This is a genomic window from Stenotrophomonas sp. PUT21, from assembly GCF_052232875.1.
GTDB classification, from domain to species: domain Bacteria; phylum Pseudomonadota; class Gammaproteobacteria; order Xanthomonadales; family Xanthomonadaceae; genus Stenotrophomonas; species Stenotrophomonas maltophilia_N.
Genome location: NZ_CP197645.1, coordinates 3,941,582 through 3,960,000, shown reverse-complemented (window position 1 = coordinate 3,960,000; position 18,419 = coordinate 3,941,582). Strand labels below are relative to the sequence as shown.

The following is an 18,419-nucleotide window of genomic DNA, read 5'->3' as shown; positions in this document are numbered from 1 at the left end:
CACCGAGACGAGCCTTTAAGGCGAAGTCACTGATACCACGCTTCCAGGAAAAGCTCCTAAGCTTCAGCTTACGCAGACCGTACCGTAAACCGACACAGGTGGGTAGGATGAGAATTCTCAGGCGCTTGAGAGAACTCGGGTGAAGGAACTAGGCAACATGGCACCGTAACTTCGGGAGAAGGTGCGCCCTTTTTGGTGGCTCATGCGAGCTATAGCTGAAGAGGGCCGCAGTAACCAGGCCGCTGCGACTGTTTATCAAAAACACAGCACTCTGCAAACACGAAAGTGGACGTATAGGGTGTGACGCCTGCCCGGTGCTGGAAGGTTAATTGATGGGGTCAGCCGCAAGGCGAAGCTCTTGATCGAAGCCCCAGTAAACGGCGGCCGTAACTATAACGGTCCTAAGGTAGCGAAATTCCTTGTCGGGTAAGTTCCGACCTGCACGAATGGCGTAACGACAGCGGCGCTGTCTCCACCCGAGACTCAGTGAAATTGAAATCGCTGTGAAGATGCAGCGTTCCCGTGGCAAGACGGAAAGACCCCGTGAACCTTTACTATAGCTTTACACTGAACGTTGAGTTCGTCTGTGTAGGATAGGTGGGAGGCTATGAAACCATGGCGCTAGCTGTGGTGGAGCCATCCTTGAAATACCACCCTGTCGTGCTTGACGTTCTAACCTAGGTCCATAATCTGGATCGGGGACCGTGTATGGTGGGTAGTTTGACTGGGGCGGTCTCCTCCTAAAGAGTAACGGAGGAGCTCGAAGGTACGCTCAGCGCGGTCGGACATCGCGCACTGTGTGCAAAGGCATAAGCGTGCTTGACTGCAAGATCGACGGATCAAGCAGGTAGGAAACTAGGACTTAGTGATCCGGTGGTTCTGTATGGAAGGGCCATCGCTCAACGGATAAAAGGTACTCCGGGGATAACAGGCTGATACCGCCCAAGAGTTCATATCGACGGCGGTGTTTGGCACCTCGATGTCGGCTCATCACATCCTGGGGCTGTAGTCGGTCCCAAGGGTATGGCTGTTCGCCATTTAAAGTGGTACGCGAGCTGGGTTCAGAACGTCGTGAGACAGTTCGGTCCCTATCTGCCATGGGCGTTGGAGATTTGAGAGGGGCTGCTCCTAGTACGAGAGGACCGGAGTGGACGAACCTCTGGTGTTCCGGTTGTCACGCCAGTGGCATTGCCGGGTAGCTATGTTCGGAAGCGATAACCGCTGAAAGCATCTAAGCGGGAAGCGCGCCTCAAGATGAGATCTCCCGGGGCACAAGCCCCCTGAAGGAACCATATAGACTATGTGGTTGATAGGTCAGGTGTGTAAGTACAGCAATGTATTGAGCTAACTGATACTAATGATCCGTGTGGCTTGACCATATAACCTCAAGTTGCCTTGGCCGACATGACATGTCGATAGATCCCAAGTGCACGCTACGTCACAAGACTTACGAGAGGCAGGCGCCTTATCCGTTCCTTAGGATGGCGACGCTCCAACTGTCTCCCTGGTGAAATTAGCGCTGTGGAACCACCCGATCCCATCCCGAACTCGGAAGTGAAACGCAGCTGCGCCGATGGTAGTGTGGCCTAAGCCATGCGAGAGTAGGTCATCGCCAGGGTTTTTACCCCGAAAACCCCGCTGCTCATGCAGCGGGGTTTTCCTTTTTATGTAAGCACATGGTTTTTCATGCACTTACACCGACAACTTCGAGACGAACTTCAAGTTCATCAAATAAGTTGTTGACAGATTCGAAAAGCCTGACATAATAGGCGGCTCGCAACGACGAAAGCCTCTGAGGCGAACGACGAAGCGGCATCGGCAACAACGTTTCACTTCGGTGAAACGGCCTTGAAAAAAGGTGTTGACGAAGCAGATAAGCCGGCTATAATGGGCGGCTCGCAACGACGGAAACGTCGGGGCACACGGAGGAAGGCGCTGAGGCCGACTCCAAAGTTCTTTGACAGTATGCGCAGGTATCTTGTGAAGGCGCCTGCAGGAAGGATGATTGTCCATCTTGCAGACGTTTGATCAAGCAACATATCAATTGTTTTAAAGCAAGCGAAACGTTGCCAGCGGTCAAGCATCTGCAGCTTTAAATTTTTAGTCTTCGGACTATGCGTTTTTAAGTGAAGAGTTTGATCCTGGCTCAGAGTGAACGCTGGCGGTAGGCCTAACACATGCAAGTCGAACGGCAGCACAGTAAGAGCTTGCTCTTACGGGTGGCGAGTGGCGGACGGGTGAGGAATACATCGGAATCTACCTTTTCGTGGGGGATAACGTAGGGAAACTTACGCTAATACCGCATACGACCTTCGGGTGAAAGCAGGGGACCTTCGGGCCTTGCGCGGATAGATGAGCCGATGTCGGATTAGCTAGTTGGCGGGGTAAAGGCCCACCAAGGCGACGATCCGTAGCTGGTCTGAGAGGATGATCAGCCACACTGGAACTGAGACACGGTCCAGACTCCTACGGGAGGCAGCAGTGGGGAATATTGGACAATGGGCGCAAGCCTGATCCAGCCATACCGCGTGGGTGAAGAAGGCCTTCGGGTTGTAAAGCCCTTTTGTTGGGAAAGAAAAGCAATCGATTAATACTCGGTTGTTCTGACGGTACCCAAAGAATAAGCACCGGCTAACTTCGTGCCAGCAGCCGCGGTAATACGAAGGGTGCAAGCGTTACTCGGAATTACTGGGCGTAAAGCGTGCGTAGGTGGTTGTTTAAGTCTGTTGTGAAAGCCCTGGGCTCAACCTGGGAATTGCAGTGGATACTGGGCAACTAGAGTGTGGTAGAGGGTAGTGGAATTCCCGGTGTAGCAGTGAAATGCGTAGAGATCGGGAGGAACATCCATGGCGAAGGCAGCTACCTGGACCAACACTGACACTGAGGCACGAAAGCGTGGGGAGCAAACAGGATTAGATACCCTGGTAGTCCACGCCCTAAACGATGCGAACTGGATGTTGGGTGCAATTTGGCACGCAGTATCGAAGCTAACGCGTTAAGTTCGCCGCCTGGGGAGTACGGTCGCAAGACTGAAACTCAAAGGAATTGACGGGGGCCCGCACAAGCGGTGGAGTATGTGGTTTAATTCGATGCAACGCGAAGAACCTTACCTGGTCTTGACATGTCGAGAACTTTCCAGAGATGGATTGGTGCCTTCGGGAACTCGAACACAGGTGCTGCATGGCTGTCGTCAGCTCGTGTCGTGAGATGTTGGGTTAAGTCCCGCAACGAGCGCAACCCTTGTCCTTAGTTGCCAGCACGTAATGGTGGGAACTCTAAGGAGACCGCCGGTGACAAACCGGAGGAAGGTGGGGATGACGTCAAGTCATCATGGCCCTTACGACCAGGGCTACACACGTACTACAATGGTAGGGACAGAGGGCTGCAAACCCGCGAGGGCAAGCCAATCCCAGAAACCCTATCTCAGTCCGGATTGGAGTCTGCAACTCGACTCCATGAAGTCGGAATCGCTAGTAATCGCAGATCAGCATTGCTGCGGTGAATACGTTCCCGGGCCTTGTACACACCGCCCGTCACACCATGGGAGTTTGTTGCACCAGAAGCAGGTAGCTTAACCTTCGGGAGGGCGCTTGCCACGGTGTGGCCGATGACTGGGGTGAAGTCGTAACAAGGTAGCCGTATCGGAAGGTGCGGCTGGATCACCTCCTTTTGAGCAAAGACAGCATCGTCCTGTCGGGCGTCTTCACAAGTAACCTGCATTCAGAGTTTCACATCGGCCTGGCCGGTGTGGATAGTCCCGTATATGGGGCCTTAGCTCAGCTGGGAGAGCACCTGCTTTGCAAGCAGGGGGTCGTCGGTTCGATCCCGACAGGCTCCACCACACGCCGCGAGTTTATCGACGCGGTAGCAATGAGCTGAACGGACATTGGGTCTGTAGCTCAGGTGGTTAGAGCGCACCCCTGATAAGGGTGAGGTCGGTAGTTCGAGTCTACCCAGACCCACCACTCTGAATGACTAGCGCATACAAAGAATTTATTACGCATCAGCATTGTGGCTGGTACGTGTTCTTTTAAAACTTGTGACGTAGCGAGCGTTTTGAGATTCTATCTTAGACGTGTCGTGAGGCTAAGGCGGAAGACTTAAATGTCTTCTTATTAATTGAGTCGTTATATTTCGTATCTGGGCTTTGTACCCCCAGGTCATATATATAACCCAAGGCAACTTGCGGTTATATGGTCAAGCGAATAAGCGCACACGGTGGATGCCTTGGCGGTCAGAGGCGATGAAGGACGTGGCAGCCTGCGAAAAGTATCGGGGAGCTGGCAACAAGCTTTGATCCGGTAATGTCCGAATGGGGAAACCCACCCGCTTGCGGGTATCCTGCAGTGAATACATAGCTGCTGGAAGCGAACCTGGTGAACTGAAATATCTAAGTAACCAGAGGAAAAGAAATCAACCGAGATTCCCTGAGTAGCGACGAGCGAACGGGGACTAGCCCTTAAGCTGGAATGGTTCTAGAAAAACAGCCTGGAACGGCTGGCCATAGAAGGTGATAGCCCTGTATTTAAAAGGGCCACTCCAGTGAAGACGAGTAGGGCGGGGCACGTGAAACCCTGTCTGAACATGGGGGGACCATCCTCCAAGGCTAAATACTACTGACCGACCGATAGTGAACCAGTACCGTGAGGGAAAGGCGAAAAGAACCCCGGAGAGGGGAGTGAAATAGATCCTGAAACCGTGTGCGTACAAGCAGTAGGAGCTCGAAAGAGTGACTGCGTACCTTTTGTATAATGGGTCAGCGACTTACTGTTCGTGGCAAGCTTAACCGTATAGGGGAGGCGAAGGGAAACCGAGTCTGATAAGGGCGCATAGTCGCGGGCAGTAGACCCGAAACCGGGTGATCTAGTCATGGCCAGGGTGAAGGTGCCGTAACAGGTACTGGAGGCCCGAACCCACGTCTGTTGCAAAAGACGGGGATGAGCTGTGATTAGGAGTGAAAAGCTAATCGAACCCGGAGATAGCTGGTTCTCCTCGAAAGCTATTTAGGTAGCGCCTCATATGTATCCTCTCGGGGGTAGAGCACTGTTATGGCTAGGGGGTCATCGCGACTTACCAAACCATTGCAAACTCCGAATACCGAGACGGACTGTATGGGAGACACACGGCGGGTGCTAACGTCCGTCGTGAAAAGGGAAACAACCCAGACCCACAGCTAAGGTCCCAAATTCACTGCTAAGTGGAAAACCATGTGGAAAGGCACAGACAGCCAGGAGGTTGGCTTAGAAGCAGCCACCCTTTAAAGAAAGCGTAATAGCTCACTGGTCGAGTCGGTCTGCGGGGAAGATTTAACGGGGCTAAGCAGTGAACCGAAGCTTGGGGTGTGCATATTTATATGTACGCGGTAGAGGAGCGTTCCGTAAGCCGTTGAAGGTGGATTGAGAAGTCTGCTGGAGGTATCGGAAGTGCGAATGCTGACATGAGTAACGATAATGCGGGTGAAAAACCCGCACGCCGAAAGCCCAAGGTTTCCTTGCGCAACGTTAATCGGCGCAGGGTGAGTCGGCCCCTAAGGCGAGGACGAAAGTCGTAGTCGATGGGAAGCAGGTTAATATTCCTGCACCTCGCGTAAGTGCGATGGAGGGACGGAGAAGGTTAGGTGTACCCGGCGTTGGTTGTCCGGGGGAAAGGCGGTAGGTTTGGATCTTTGGCAAATCCGGGATCCTTTAAGACCGAGCACCGAGACGAGCCTTTAAGGCGAAGTCACTGATACCACGCTTCCAGGAAAAGCTCCTAAGCTTCAGCTTACGCAGACCGTACCGTAAACCGACACAGGTGGGTAGGATGAGAATTCTCAGGCGCTTGAGAGAACTCGGGTGAAGGAACTAGGCAACATGGCACCGTAACTTCGGGAGAAGGTGCGCCCTTTTTGGTGGCTCATGCGAGCTATAGCTGAAGAGGGCCGCAGTAACCAGGCCGCTGCGACTGTTTATCAAAAACACAGCACTCTGCAAACACGAAAGTGGACGTATAGGGTGTGACGCCTGCCCGGTGCTGGAAGGTTAATTGATGGGGTCAGCCGCAAGGCGAAGCTCTTGATCGAAGCCCCAGTAAACGGCGGCCGTAACTATAACGGTCCTAAGGTAGCGAAATTCCTTGTCGGGTAAGTTCCGACCTGCACGAATGGCGTAACGACAGCGGCGCTGTCTCCACCCGAGACTCAGTGAAATTGAAATCGCTGTGAAGATGCAGCGTTCCCGTGGCAAGACGGAAAGACCCCGTGAACCTTTACTATAGCTTTACACTGAACGTTGAGTTCGTCTGTGTAGGATAGGTGGGAGGCTATGAAACCATGGCGCTAGCTGTGGTGGAGCCATCCTTGAAATACCACCCTGTCGTGCTTGACGTTCTAACCTAGGTCCATAATCTGGATCGGGGACCGTGTATGGTGGGTAGTTTGACTGGGGCGGTCTCCTCCTAAAGAGTAACGGAGGAGCTCGAAGGTACGCTCAGCGCGGTCGGACATCGCGCACTGTGTGCAAAGGCATAAGCGTGCTTGACTGCAAGATCGACGGATCAAGCAGGTAGGAAACTAGGACTTAGTGATCCGGTGGTTCTGTATGGAAGGGCCATCGCTCAACGGATAAAAGGTACTCCGGGGATAACAGGCTGATACCGCCCAAGAGTTCATATCGACGGCGGTGTTTGGCACCTCGATGTCGGCTCATCACATCCTGGGGCTGTAGTCGGTCCCAAGGGTATGGCTGTTCGCCATTTAAAGTGGTACGCGAGCTGGGTTCAGAACGTCGTGAGACAGTTCGGTCCCTATCTGCCATGGGCGTTGGAGATTTGAGAGGGGCTGCTCCTAGTACGAGAGGACCGGAGTGGACGAACCTCTGGTGTTCCGGTTGTCACGCCAGTGGCATTGCCGGGTAGCTATGTTCGGAAGCGATAACCGCTGAAAGCATCTAAGCGGGAAGCGCGCCTCAAGATGAGATCTCCCGGGGCACAAGCCCCCTGAAGGAACCATATAGACTATGTGGTTGATAGGTCAGGTGTGTAAGTACAGCAATGTATTGAGCTAACTGATACTAATGATCCGTGTGGCTTGACCATATAACCTCAAGTTGCCTTGGCCGACATGACATGTCGATAGATCCCAAGTGCACGCTACGTCACAAGACTTACGAGAGGCAGGCGCCTTATCCGTTCCTTAGGATGGCGACGCTCCAACTGTCTCCCTGGTGAAATTAGCGCTGTGGAACCACCCGATCCCATCCCGAACTCGGAAGTGAAACGCAGCTGCGCCGATGGTAGTGTGGCCTAAGCCATGCGAGAGTAGGTCATCGCCAGGGTTTTTACCCCGAAAACCCCGCTGCTCATGCAGCGGGGTTTTCTTTTTGTCTGCGATCTGGTGGTGATGCGTGAGCGCACGCCGATCACCGCCGGGCTGCTGGCCACGCTCCCGCGCCTGCGTTTGCTGGTTACCAGCGGCATGCGCAAGGCCGCGATCGATGTCGCCGCCGCGAAGGCGCAGGGTGTGGTCGTATGCGGAACCGACAGCCATCCCGAACGGTCCGTGGAACTGACCTGGGCGCTGATCCTGGGGGGGTGCGGCACCTGGTACCGGAGGCCAACGCGCTGCGCAACGAAGGGCCGTGGCAGCAGACGCTCGGCCGCGACCTGCAGGATGCCCGGCTGGGACTGCTGGGGTTGGGCAAGATCGGCCAGCGCGTGGCGCGGATCGGCCAGGCCTTCGGGATGCAGGTCAGTGCGTGGAGCCCGAACCTGGATGCCGCCCGTGCACAGGCCGCGGGCGTGCACTTGGCAGCCTCCAAGCAGGCGTTGTTCGCTGACAGTGATGTGGTCTCGCTGCACCTGGTGCTGGGTGAACGCACGCGGGCATCGTTGATGCGGCCACCCTGGCCTGCCTGCCGGCACACGGTTACCTGATCAACACCGCACGTACCGGCCTGATCGATCAACAGGCGTTGATCGAGGCACTGGCGGAGAAACGCTTCGCTGGCGCCGGGCTGGATGTGTTCGACTACGAACCGTTGCCGGCCGGGCACCCGTTACGCACGCTGCCCAACGTACTGGCGACGCCGCACCTGGGCTATGTCACCGCGCGCAACTACCGTGATTACTTCGGCCAGGCGGTCGAAGACATCGCCGCCTGGCTGCAGGGAGCGCCGCAGCGCGTGCTGGACTGACGCCGATCAGGCCACCGCGGCCGGGCGGTGCAGCTGTTGCTGATGACGGAACACCGCGACCGCCTGGGTCAGGTCGGCCGCCTGCGTTTCCAGCAACCGCGCGGCGGCACTGGCTTCCTCGACCAGTGCGGCATTCTGCTGGGTGGCATCGTCCATCTGCGCCACGGTCTGGTTGACCTGGTCGATCCCGGCCGCCTGCTCCTGCGAGGCCGAGGAGATCTCGGCCATGATCCCGCTGACGCCGGCCACGCTGGTAACGATCTCGCCCATGGTCTGCCCGGCATCCTGCACCAGGCGCGCGCCATCCGCGACCTGCTCCACGGAGGCATCGATCAGGCCCTTGATCTCCTTGGCTGCCTCGGCCGACCGCTGCGCCAGACTGCGCACCTCGCTGGCCACCACGGCGAAGCCGCGGCCCTGCTCGCCGGCACGCGCGGCTTCCACCGCCGCGTTGAGCGCGAGGATGTTGGTCTGGAAGGCGATCCCGTCGATCACGCGGGTGATGTCGCCGATCCGGCGCGAGGCGCTCTGGATCGCGTCCATGGTGGTCACCACCTGACTCACCACTTGGCTGCCACGCGTGGCGACGTCATGCGCACCGTGTGCGAGCGCACTGGCCTGTCGCGCATGCTCGGCATTCTGGCGGACGGTCGAAGTCAGTTCCTCCATCGACGCGGCGGTTTCCTCCAGATGTGCGGCCTGGCGCTCGGTACGCTCGGACAGATCATCGTTGCCGCTGGCGATCTCGCTGGCGGCGAGCGAGATCGAGCCGGTGCACTGTTTGATGCGCTCGACCATGGCGGTCAGTTGTTCGGCGGTGGCATTGGCATCGCGCTGCATGGCCTGGAACGACCCGTGGAAGTCGCCCCGCATGCGCTGGTCCAGATCGCCGTCGGCCAGCGCCGAGAGCACCCGGCGGATCTCGCCGACCGTGCCGCCGACGCTGTCGAGCAAGTGGTTGATGCCGCCGGTCAGACCATTGAGGAAGCTGGCGCCACCCTCGGTGGTCTGCAGACGACGATCTAGGTCGCCCTTGCTGGCGGCCTCGACGATATCGGCCACCGCCGTCTCCAGCAGCAGCTCATGGGTGCGGTCATGCCACTCCACCGCGAAGCCCTGGCGCTGGCCCTGCGCATTGAATACCGGCGTGACCACCTGAGCGAAATGCACCGGGCCGATCCGCACGCGCCCATGATGAGTGGCCATCAGGGTGTTGAGGATGCCGCGGATGCGGTCCGGGTTGGCATGGAAACGGTGGATGCTGCTGCCGACCAGGCGCTCGGCGTCGAAGTCGGGGAAGGCCTCGCGCAGGCTGGCCTGCTGGTTGCGCAGCAGCGTCACCACCGACTGGTTGACGTAGCGGATCACGTGATCGTTGTCGGCAATCATCATCGCCGTGCGGGAGACATCCAGCGCCTGCCGCACCTGGGCATCGTGCGCGTGCGCGAGGCTGTCGCGCGCCTGCGCGCGCGCCGCCTTTGCAGCGAGCGCCGCTGATCGCGTCTCTGCCTGCCGCAGTGCATGGCCCTGCTGCCGCACACGCAGCGCCACCAGGCCCAGCAGCACGGCCGCGATCGCGACGGGAAGCAGCAGCCAGGGCTGCCGCTGCCAGATCGCAGCGATCACGGCAGCGGCGAGCAGCACCCCTGCGGTGGCCAGGCAGGCCGCGTCAGCGGACGGCCGGGACGCACGCGTGCGCAGCAGGTCGGGTGGGCGGGACGAGGCATCGGGAATGGCGGACATGGCGGCTCCAGAATCATCAGAAAGCAGAGAGCCCGCGGCGCTGGCGCACGCAGGCGGATGCCGCACCCGTCACCGGCGAAGCGGTCGGTGCAGCAGCGGAAAGAGAGGCTTGGGCGTGCAACGGACGGGCAGCGGAAAACGCCGCGTCGGCGGTGGCGATCACCGCCGGCATGGCCCGGTCCTGTGGGCGATGGCACGGCCAATCCGGCATTGCGACGACGTTCCCTGGAAGCCTGGGTGATGCGCGGCTTCGCAACGGCGGAGCAAGCGACGACAGTGCGGCCGAGGAAGATCGGCCTGCATCATCGGTATCGGTCACTGCCGGGATAAGTTGAGTGCGACCATGTGTCGCACCGTGCGGGGTTTACCCTGCGAGGAAGCCCTGGATCACCCCACCGACCTGCGCTGGATGCTCCATGTGCAGGTGATGCGTGCCCGGGAAGACCGCCAGGCGGCCTTCGCGCAGCAGACCAATGCGCTGGCTGCGCAACGGTTCGGGGTAATACGGTTGCGCGGGCGTGGCGTAGATCACCTGGGTCGGGCATTCGATCGCTGCGAGCAGGTCGTCGATCTGTGCCTCGCTCAGGCGCATCGCGGTGGGCAGCATCAGGCGTTGATCGCTGCACCAGCTGTAACCGCCCTCGACCGGTTTGACGCCGCGCTCGACCAGCAGGCGCGCGCATGGCTCGCTGAGCTGGTTGGCCATCATCCGGGCGCGGATCGGGGCGGCCAGATCCGGGAACACGCGCAGCTTGCGGGAGGACAGTGCACGCGCGGCGCGCACATGCTCGCGAAGACGCTGCGCCGTCTCATTCTCCGGGCCACGCAGGCCACCCAGTGCTTCGATCGCGATCAGGCGCTCCACCCGCTCCGGTGCGGCGGCCGCGGTGAGGCTGGCAATGCCGGCGCCCATCGAATGGCCGAGCAGCACGAAGCGGTCCCAGCCCAGCGCGTCGGCGACATCGAGCACGTGGCAGATCGCACCGGGCGTGTTGTATTGCGTGCCGGGCGGCAGATGCGCGCTGTGGCCGTGGCCGGGCAGGTCGATGGCGACCAGCTCCAGTTCCGGCAGCTGCGCCGCCAGCGGCACGAAGCTGGCCGCGTTGTCGAGCCAGCCATGCAGGGCCAGCACACGCAGGCCACCGCTCACAGGCGACCGCAGGCCGGCCACGGTGCTGCCGGCGACCGGCAGCGAGAACGGCTGCAGCGTCATGCCAGCGCCGCGATGCTCAGCCGCGACAGCGCCAGTGCATGCGCCTGCGCGTCATTGAGGCAGGGGATGTAGCGCATCGTCGCGCCGCGCTGGGCCACCGTTTCGGTAAAGCCCATCGCGACTTCCTCGAGCGTTTCCAGGCAGTCGGTAGCAAAACCGGGGCAGACCACGTCCATGCTGCGCACACCGCTTTCGGCCATCGCCCACAGCGTGGGTTCGGCATAGGGCTGCAGCCATTTCTCGCGGCCGAAGCGCGACTGGTAAGTCAGCTGCCAGGCATCCTCGCTCAGCTCCAGCGCCTGCGCGATCGCCCGCGCACTGGCTTCGCAGCGCTGCGGATACGGATCACCGGCATCGGCCAGGCGCTGCGGAATGCCATGGAAGGAGAACACCAGCTTCTCGCCGCGGCCGTGCTGTTCCCACCACTGGCGGATGCTCCCGGCGACGGCGGCGACCCAGTCCGGATCGACCGCGTAATCGCGCACCAGGGTCACGGTGACGCCGGGATGTTTCGGCTGCCATTGGCGCACCTGGTCCTCGATCGAGGCCGTGGTGGTGGTCGAATACTGCGGATACAGCGGCAGCACCACGATGCGTTTCATGCCCTCGGCGGCCAGTCGGTCCAGCTCGGCCGGCAGTGCCGGGGCGCCGTAACGCATCGCATGGCGCACCCGCAGATCGGGCATCAGGCCCTGCATGGCCTCGGCCAGCCGGCGGGTGTAGACCATCAGCGGCGAGCCGTCCGGCAGCCAGACCTGGGCGTACTTGGCGGCCGAGCGACCGCTGCGCAATGGCAGGATCAGCCCGTACAGCAAGGGTTTCCAGAACAGCGGCGGAATCGCGACCACGCGCGGGTCGCTGAGGAACTCAGCCAGGTAGCGACGCACCGCCGGGGCGGTTGGCGTCTCGGGCGTGCCTAGATTGACCGCCAGCACGGCGGTGTCGGGTGCGTCGAGCATGTCGCCATTCTCGCAGGTCTGCGCGATTGGAGGGATGGATTTGGATGATGAACGCGATCCAGCAGGCATATCGACAGCCCGGAATACTCATTGCCGATTCATCGCCGGCCTTCTAACGTCGAGAAGCGTATCGACCCCGGTCGTACCTGCCGCTATCTTGTATGAATCGACTTTCTGGAGCCCACCCATGCGCCGCCTCAGCCTTGTACTGCTGATCTCCGCCAGCCTGCTGTCGACCCAGGCCATGGCCGGGCCACAGGAGGACCAGCGCGCCCGCAATGCCGTGCGCGTCCTGAATGAAATCCAGGACATCCCCGAGCAGGGGATTCCCGACAAGCTGCTCGACGAAGGTCGTGCGGTCGTTGTCATTCCCGACACGATCAAGGCCGGCCTGGTCATCGGTGGCCGTCGCGGCCACGGCCTGATGTCGGTCAAGACGCCCGATGGCAGCTGGTCCAACCCGGTGTTCGTGAAGCTCACCGGCGGCAGCATCGGCTTCCAGGCCGGTGTGCAGTCCTCCGACGTGGTGCTGGTGTTCCGCAATGACCGCAGCCTGGACAACCTCGTCAACGGCAAATTCACCCTGGGCGCCGATGCCGGCGTCGCCGCCGGTCCGGTTGGCCGCAACGCCGCCGCCGCCACCGATGGCCAGCTGAAGGCCGAGATCTGGTCCTGGTCGCGTGCCCGCGGACTGTTCGCCGGTGTGGCGCTGGATGGTGCCGTGCTGCAGATCGACGATGCCGCCAACCTGGATGCCTACGGCAGCAACACCACGCCGCGCATGGTGTTCGAAGGCCGCGTCGGCGAGCCACCGTCGGTGGACGTGGTCGCCTTCCGTGATCGCCTGGAAGAAGCGACCTACACCGCCCGCGAGAAGCGCGGCACCGCGGGCAGCGCCCCGGCACAGGCCCCCGCGCCGCGTGCGGCCGCCGTGCCGGTTCAACCTGAACAGGCGCCCGCCCCGGCCGCTGCCGGCGCGACCACGGCCCCGCTGCAGTCCGTGCCGGCGCAACCGGCCCCGCAGCAGGGCTTCCAGCCGGTCGGCGACGGTGAAGTCCGTACCGAATCGCTGGACGGCAACTGACTTTTGTCACGCGCGCCGGCTTACCGCCGGTGCGCTATGCTCAACCGTCTGATCACTACGTAACGAGCGAGTCATGGGCAGTTTCAGCATCTGGCATTGGTTGGTCGTGCTGGTCATCGTTCTGCTGGTGTTCGGCACCAAGAAACTGACCAGCGGCGCCAAGGACCTTGGCAGCGCCGTCAAGGAATTCAAGAAGGGCATGCGCGACGAGGACAAGCCGAACGCGCAGCTCAGCGACAGTTCGCGTCCGCAGGACTCGACGACGACGTCGCAGACCGAGCACGACCGCGACCCGCGCTGATCCGGGCGGCTTGGCGTGTTCGATATCGGTTTCAGTGAACTGCTGGTCATCGCGGTGGTGGCCTTGGTCGTCCTCGGCCCGGAGCGGCTGCCCAAGGCGGCCCGCTTCGCCGGGTTGTGGGTGCGCCGTGCGCGCAACCAGTGGGATTCGGTGAAGCAGGAACTCGAGCGCGAGCTGCATGCCGAGGAGATCAAGCGACAGTTCGATGATGTGAAGACCTCGATGCGTGACACCGAGTCGCAGCTGCGCGCGAGCGGTGAAGCGGTCCGCCGCGAAGCCGAGCAGATGCGCCAGGATGTGGCGGGGCATGGCGATGGCGTTGCTGCCACTGCCACTGCCACTGCCGCTGCCGCTGCTGCTGAAGACGGCGAGCCGGTGATGACCGGCCCGGCGCCGGGCTCCCCGGCCAGCGTGGCCCAGCATGTGGTGGCACCCGATGAGGGCGAGCCGCCGCGCGATGCGATGGCGCCGCCGGGCATCGATGGCAGCGCACCCCGTTCGGATGCGCCCGCCATCCTGCCGCCGCCGACTGACAGCGTGCCGCCCACGCCCACGCCGCCGAACGACGAGGCACCGCGATGAGCGAGCATGAAAGCAACGAGAGTTCGCTGGTCGAACACCTGATCGAACTGCGTGCGCGCCTGGTGCGCGCGTTGATCGGCCTGGGCGTGGTGCTGCTGGGGCTGATGCCGTTCTCGCGGCAGATCTACACGATGGTCGCCGAACCGCTGATCTCGCAGCTGCCGAACGGGCAGACGATGATCGCGACCAATCCGGCGGGCGCCTTCTTCGCGCCATTGAAACTGACCTTCTTCGTGGCGGTGTTCATCGCCGTGCCGTGGCTGCTGTTCCAGCTGTGGTCGTTCGTGGCACCGGGCCTGTATGCGCGCGAAAAGCGCCTGGCCGTGCCCTTGCTGGCCTCTTCGGTGCTGCTGTTCTACCTGGGCTGCGCGTTTGCGTATTTCCTGGTGTTGCCGGCGGTGTTCCACTTCCTCACCACGTTCCGCCCGGAAGTGATCGCGATCACCCCGGACGCGACGGCGTACCTGGATTTCGTGCTGGCGATCTTCTTCGCCTTCGGCACCAGCTTCGAGCTGCCGGTGGCGATGGTGATCCTGGTGCTGCTCGGCTGGATCACGCCGCAGCAGTTCAAGGAGGGCCGCGGCTACGCGATCGTGGGCATCTTCGTGCTGGCCGCGGTGCTGACGCCGCCGGACGTGGTCTCCCAGCTGATGCTGGCCATTCCGATGTGCCTGCTCTACGAACTGGGCATCCATGCCGCGCGCTGGCTGGTGCCGCGCCCCGGTGGGAAAGAACAGCCGGAGTGATGCACAAACAAAAACCCCGGCCTTGGCCGGGGTTTTGTGTTGATCAGGCCGCGAACACGTTGTTCGGGCCCGGCATCGGCGGCGGGGTCTGCGGCCCCTGCTGGCCGAACATCTGCTTCCACGCGGTGTAGATGGCACCGGCGAAGACCGGCATCACCACGCCCATCAGCAGCAGCTGCGCGACGAACAGCGCGAGCATGGTGCCGCCGATCAGCTGCGCGATCAGGGCCACCAGCATGACGCCGAAGTAGATCGCAAACACCGCCACGAAGGCGAGCAGGAAGAACACCAGCATCGCCAGCACGTTGTGCAGGCAGGCGCGCAGGCTCAGGCGCATCGCCTGCAGGCCGTTGCGGTGCTCGAACATCACCTGCGGCGGCAGGGTGAACAGCGCCAGCGCCATGGCCAGGAAGGTGACCACCACCAGCGCCAGCCACAGCAGGATGCGCATCGCCGGCAGGCTCGCCATCAGCTCTTCGATCTGGGCCGGGTCCGGCTGCGCGCCGGACTGGCTGATCGCGTTGAGCTGCACCATCACCTCGCTGAGGTGCTGCAGGCCGCTGCTGCCGATCAGCACCAACAGCAGCACGCCCAGGAACAGGCCGGCCACCAGCTGCGGCAGCAGCGAGGCGAGCAGGTTCAAGGCGCGCCCTTCATGCAGGCCCTGCAGCAGGTGCGCCGGCTGTGCCACGCGGCCCTGGTCCACTTCGCGCACGGCCCAGACCAGGCCGCCGAAGAACAACGGGCCAGCCAGCGCCATCAACAGCTGCGCCAGCGTGCTCAGCGCCGGGCTGACCATCGCCAGCGACATCACCAGCAACGCGGCCACGGCCCAGATCACGCCGAGCAGGCCCAGCGCCAACGGCGCCTTGCGCAGCAGGGTGAAACCCGACACCAGCCATTCCGCGCCGGCGGAGGCCGGCAGCTTGCGAATCTCGCTCATAACATTCCGGGACAGGGGAGGAGGCGCGAACGCCCGATTGCGGTCGATTATCCCTGTTTTCCCGGCGCGTGACCTGAAGGCCGCCACGCGCGGCGCGGACGCTGCGTTGCGCCCGGGGCCTTGCCGGTGCTGGCCTCAGGCGTTGCGTGCCTGACGGACGAAACGTCGCAGCAACTGGCGGGCCAGCGGCGCAGCGCTGACCTCGCGGGCGACACGGCGCGCGCAGCCACCGTGCTGGCGGATGCACTCGGCGCGGGCGCGGACGTAGCCGCGCATGTGATGGGTGGCGAACTCGGGATGGAACTGCACGCCCCAGGCATGCGCGCCCCAGCGGAAGGCGTGGCAGTTGTCCTGCGCCGAGCGCGCCAGGATCGCCGCGCCCTCCGGTGCGCGCAGCACCGTCTGCAGGTGGGTGGCGTGGGCCGGGAAGCGCGCGGGCAGGCCACCGAACAGCGGATCGTCGACGGCCGAAGGGTCCAGCGCCAGTTCGATCGTGCCGGATTCACGGCCGGCCGGGTTGTAGGCGACTTCGCCGCCCAGCGCGTGGGCCAGCAGCTGGTGGCCGTAGCAGATGCCGAACACCGGGCGGTCGTCGTGGGCGGCAGCACGCAGCCACTGGGCGCTGCGCTCGCTCCACTCGGCGCGGTCGGTCACGTAGGCGGCCGAGCCGCTGACGATGACCCCGGCGAAATCGCGGTGGCTGGGCAGGGCGCCGCCGTGTTCGACATCGACCACCACGGTCTCCTCGGCATCCAGCCCGGCCGCGACCCGGATCCAGTGCGAAAACCGCCCGTAGCGGCGCAGCGAGGCGACGGGTTGGCCGGTTTCAAGAATCAGGAAGGGGGCGGAATTCATCCGGGGGAGGCAGGACCGAGAGGACTTCCTCGATTGTAGTCAGCCCTGCGGCTACCTTTTCAAGCCCTGCGCGGCGCAGGGTTCGTACCCCTTCAGCACGTGCGGCACGGTTGAAGGCGGCCAGGTCCATGTCCGCGCGGATGTGCCGGCGCAGGCTGGAACCCAATGGCAGCAACTCATACAGCCCGACGCGGCCGAGAAAACCGGTGCGCCGGCAGTCGATGCAGCCGACCGGTGCATATGGCGTGGGCGCCTGAGGTAATGCTGCATCGGCATCAGTCAGCACTGCCCATTGCTCGGCCGAGAGCACCGTGGGCACCTTGCAGCTGGGGCACAGGGTGCGCACCAGGCGCTGGGCCAACACCCCGTTGAGGGTGGAGGCGAGCAGGTAATGCGGCACGCCCAGATCGAGCAGGCGCGTGATCGCCGAAGGCGCATCGTTGGTGTGCAGGGTGGACAGCACCAGGTGGCCGGTCAGCGAGGCCTGGACCGCCATCTGCGCCGTCTCCAGATCGCGGATCTCGCCGATCATGATGATGTCCGGGTCCTGCCGCAGCAGGGTGCGCACGCCGCTGGCGAAATCCAGGTCGATGTTGGTCTGCACCTGCATCTGGTTGAATTCCGGCGCGATCATTTCGATCGGGTCTTCCACCGTGCAGACATTCACGTCCGGGGTGGCCAGCCGCCTGAGCGTGGAATACAGGGTGGTGGTCTTGCCCGAGCCGGTCGGCCCGGTGACCAGCACGATGCCGTGCGGGCGCTCGACCAGGGCCCTCCAGCCGGCCGCTTCCTGCGGGCTGAAACCGAGCTGGTCGATGCTCTTGAACGCGGCATCCGGGTCGAAGATGCGCATCACGCACTTTTCGCCGAACGCGGTGGGCATGGTGGACAGGCGCATTTCCACTTCGCGCCCGCCCGGCGAGCGGGTCTTGATGCGGCCGTCCTGCGGACGCCGGCGTTCGGCCAGGTCCATCCGGCCCAGCACCTTGATCCGGCTGACCACGGCGGTCATCACCGCCGGCGGCACCTCGAACACCTTGTGCAGCACGCCGTCGATGCGGAAGCGCATGCGCCCCATGTCGCGGCGCGGCTCCAGGTGGATGTCCGAGGCGCGCTGTTCGTAGGCGTACTGCAGCAGCCAATCCACGATGTGCACGATGTGCTGGTCGTCGGCGTTGACGTCGCCGGCGCGGCCCAGCTCCACCAGCTGCTCGAAACTGGGCAGGGTGCTGCTGGTTTCGCCGCGCACATCGCCACGGGCGCCGCGCACCGAGCGCGTCACCCCGTAGAACTCCATGGTGTAGCGGTGCAGATCCAGCGGGTTGACCATCGCCAGTTCGATCCGGCGGCGGCTCAGGTGCTGCAGGTCGCGCAGCCACTCCTGGGCCAGCGGTTCGCTGGTGGCAACCAGCACGCGCTCGCTGTCCACCGCCAGCGGCAGGAACCGGTGGCGGCGCGCATAGGCATGGGACACCAGGGCAGTGACCGCCGAAACGTCGACCCGGGTCGGGTCCACCCGCAGGTAGCGCACGCCCGCGCGCTGGGCCAGCCACTCGCTCAGGCGCTCCAGGCCGAGCTCACCGCCGCCGCTGGCGCCCAGCTTCAGGTTGGCCAGCAGCACCAGCGGATGGACCTCGCTGGCGTTGCGCGCGCCCGGGGCGGAGAAGCGGATGCGTTCCAGATCCGCAGGGGCGACCAGGCCATCGGCGACCAGCGCCGCGGCGACCTGGTCGAAATCCAGCCGGCCGTGCGGCAGCGGCACCGCCCCCTCCGGGACGCTGGCAACGGCTGCTGGCAGGCGTGGATCCATCCTCCATTTCCC

Annotated in this window: 10 protein-coding genes, 2 tRNA genes, 5 rRNA genes and 2 pseudogenes (1 of these 19 cut by a window edge); 13 read left to right on the top strand and 6 right to left on the bottom strand. The window is 62.5% G+C overall.

Features of this window, described 5'->3' with window-relative positions:
* The 9 genes and pseudogenes from ACTT2I_RS17775 to ACTT2I_RS17735 all read left to right on the top strand — a co-directional run.
* Positions 1-1,379 (top strand): 23S ribosomal RNA (locus ACTT2I_RS17775) (it extends 1,500 nt beyond the left edge of the window).
* Between the two features lie 124 nt (positions 1,380-1,503).
* Positions 1,504-1,618: ribosomal RNA gene (rrf, locus tag ACTT2I_RS17770) — 5S ribosomal RNA — on the top strand.
* 505 nt (positions 1,619-2,123) lie between these two features.
* Positions 2,124-3,670 (top strand): 16S ribosomal RNA (locus tag ACTT2I_RS17765).
* Positions 3,671-3,765: 95 nt separating this feature from the next.
* A tRNA-Ala gene (locus tag ACTT2I_RS17760) sits at positions 3,766-3,841 on the top strand.
* Between the two features lie 47 nt (positions 3,842-3,888).
* Positions 3,889-3,965: transfer RNA gene (locus tag ACTT2I_RS17755), tRNA-Ile, on the top strand.
* Between the two features lie 230 nt (positions 3,966-4,195).
* Positions 4,196-7,074 (top strand): 23S ribosomal RNA (locus tag ACTT2I_RS17750).
* Positions 7,075-7,198: 124 nt separating this feature from the next.
* Positions 7,199-7,313, top strand: a 5S ribosomal RNA gene (gene rrf, locus ACTT2I_RS17745).
* Together the 16S, 23S and 5S rRNA genes with 2 tRNA genes alongside form the textbook arrangement of a ribosomal RNA operon.
* Positions 7,314-7,339: 26 nt before the next feature.
* Positions 7,340-7,537: pseudogene (locus ACTT2I_RS17740) on the top strand (hypothetical protein); the annotation flags it as partial.
* Positions 7,507-8,171: pseudogene (locus ACTT2I_RS17735) on the top strand (NAD(P)-dependent oxidoreductase). The pseudogenes ACTT2I_RS17740 and ACTT2I_RS17735, both read left to right, overlap by 31 nt.
* A gap of 6 nt (positions 8,172-8,177) precedes the next feature.
* Here the strand turns inward: ACTT2I_RS17735 and ACTT2I_RS17730 are convergent.
* The 3 genes from ACTT2I_RS17730 to hemH all read right to left on the bottom strand — a co-directional run bounded on the left by ACTT2I_RS17730 (position 8,178) and on the right by hemH (position 12,086).
* Positions 8,178-9,914, bottom strand: a complete 1,737-nt coding sequence (locus tag ACTT2I_RS17730; protein ID WP_421098738.1) for a methyl-accepting chemotaxis protein — start codon at positions 9,912-9,914, stop codon at positions 8,178-8,180.
* Positions 9,915-10,278: 364 nt separating this feature from the next.
* Entirely contained in the window at positions 10,279-11,127 is an 849-nt protein-coding gene (locus ACTT2I_RS17725) for an alpha/beta fold hydrolase (protein WP_421098740.1), read from the bottom strand.
* On the bottom strand, positions 11,124-12,086 hold the full coding sequence (gene hemH / locus ACTT2I_RS17720) for a ferrochelatase (protein ID WP_088432322.1): 963 nt from the start codon (positions 12,084-12,086) through the stop codon (positions 11,124-11,126). The genes ACTT2I_RS17725 and hemH overlap by 4 nt, the downstream gene beginning before the upstream one ends.
* 187 nt (positions 12,087-12,273) lie before the next feature.
* Between hemH and ACTT2I_RS17715 the strand changes: the two genes are divergently transcribed.
* The 4 genes from ACTT2I_RS17715 (at position 12,274) to tatC (ending at position 14,799) form a co-directional block, all read left to right on the top strand.
* Complete coding sequence (locus tag ACTT2I_RS17715; RefSeq protein WP_421098741.1) at positions 12,274-13,170, top strand: lipid-binding SYLF domain-containing protein; 897 nt, start codon at positions 12,274-12,276, stop codon at positions 13,168-13,170.
* Between the two features lie 73 nt (positions 13,171-13,243).
* On the top strand, positions 13,244-13,471 hold the full coding sequence (gene tatA / locus ACTT2I_RS17710; protein ID WP_019185586.1) for a Sec-independent protein translocase subunit TatA: 228 nt from the start codon (positions 13,244-13,246) through the stop codon (positions 13,469-13,471).
* A gap of 15 nt (positions 13,472-13,486) precedes the next feature.
* Positions 13,487-14,053, top strand: coding sequence for a Sec-independent protein translocase protein TatB (gene tatB, locus ACTT2I_RS17705; protein ID WP_421098742.1), 567 nt, complete (start codon positions 13,487-13,489; stop codon positions 14,051-14,053).
* Positions 14,050-14,799 (top strand): twin-arginine translocase subunit TatC, encoded by a 750-nt coding sequence (gene tatC / locus ACTT2I_RS17700; RefSeq protein ID WP_088432319.1) that lies wholly within the window; start codon positions 14,050-14,052, stop codon positions 14,797-14,799. Before tatB ends, tatC begins: the two co-directional genes overlap by 4 nt.
* A gap of 43 nt (positions 14,800-14,842) precedes the next feature.
* Here the strand turns inward: tatC and ACTT2I_RS17695 are convergent, their stop codons facing one another.
* The 3 genes from ACTT2I_RS17695 to ACTT2I_RS17685 form a co-directional block, all read right to left on the bottom strand.
* Positions 14,843-15,742, bottom strand: a complete 900-nt coding sequence (locus ACTT2I_RS17695; RefSeq protein ID WP_088432318.1) for a BPSS1780 family membrane protein — start codon at positions 15,740-15,742, stop codon at positions 14,843-14,845.
* Positions 15,743-15,877: 135 nt separating this feature from the next.
* Complete coding sequence (locus tag ACTT2I_RS17690; protein ID WP_421098743.1) at positions 15,878-16,597, bottom strand: glutamine amidotransferase; 720 nt, start codon at positions 16,595-16,597, stop codon at positions 15,878-15,880.
* Complete coding sequence (locus ACTT2I_RS17685) at positions 16,569-18,407, bottom strand: GspE/PulE family protein (RefSeq protein WP_421098744.1); 1,839 nt, start codon at positions 18,405-18,407, stop codon at positions 16,569-16,571. Before ACTT2I_RS17685 ends, ACTT2I_RS17690 begins: the two co-directional genes overlap by 29 nt.
* Positions 18,408-18,419 lie beyond the last annotated feature (12 nt).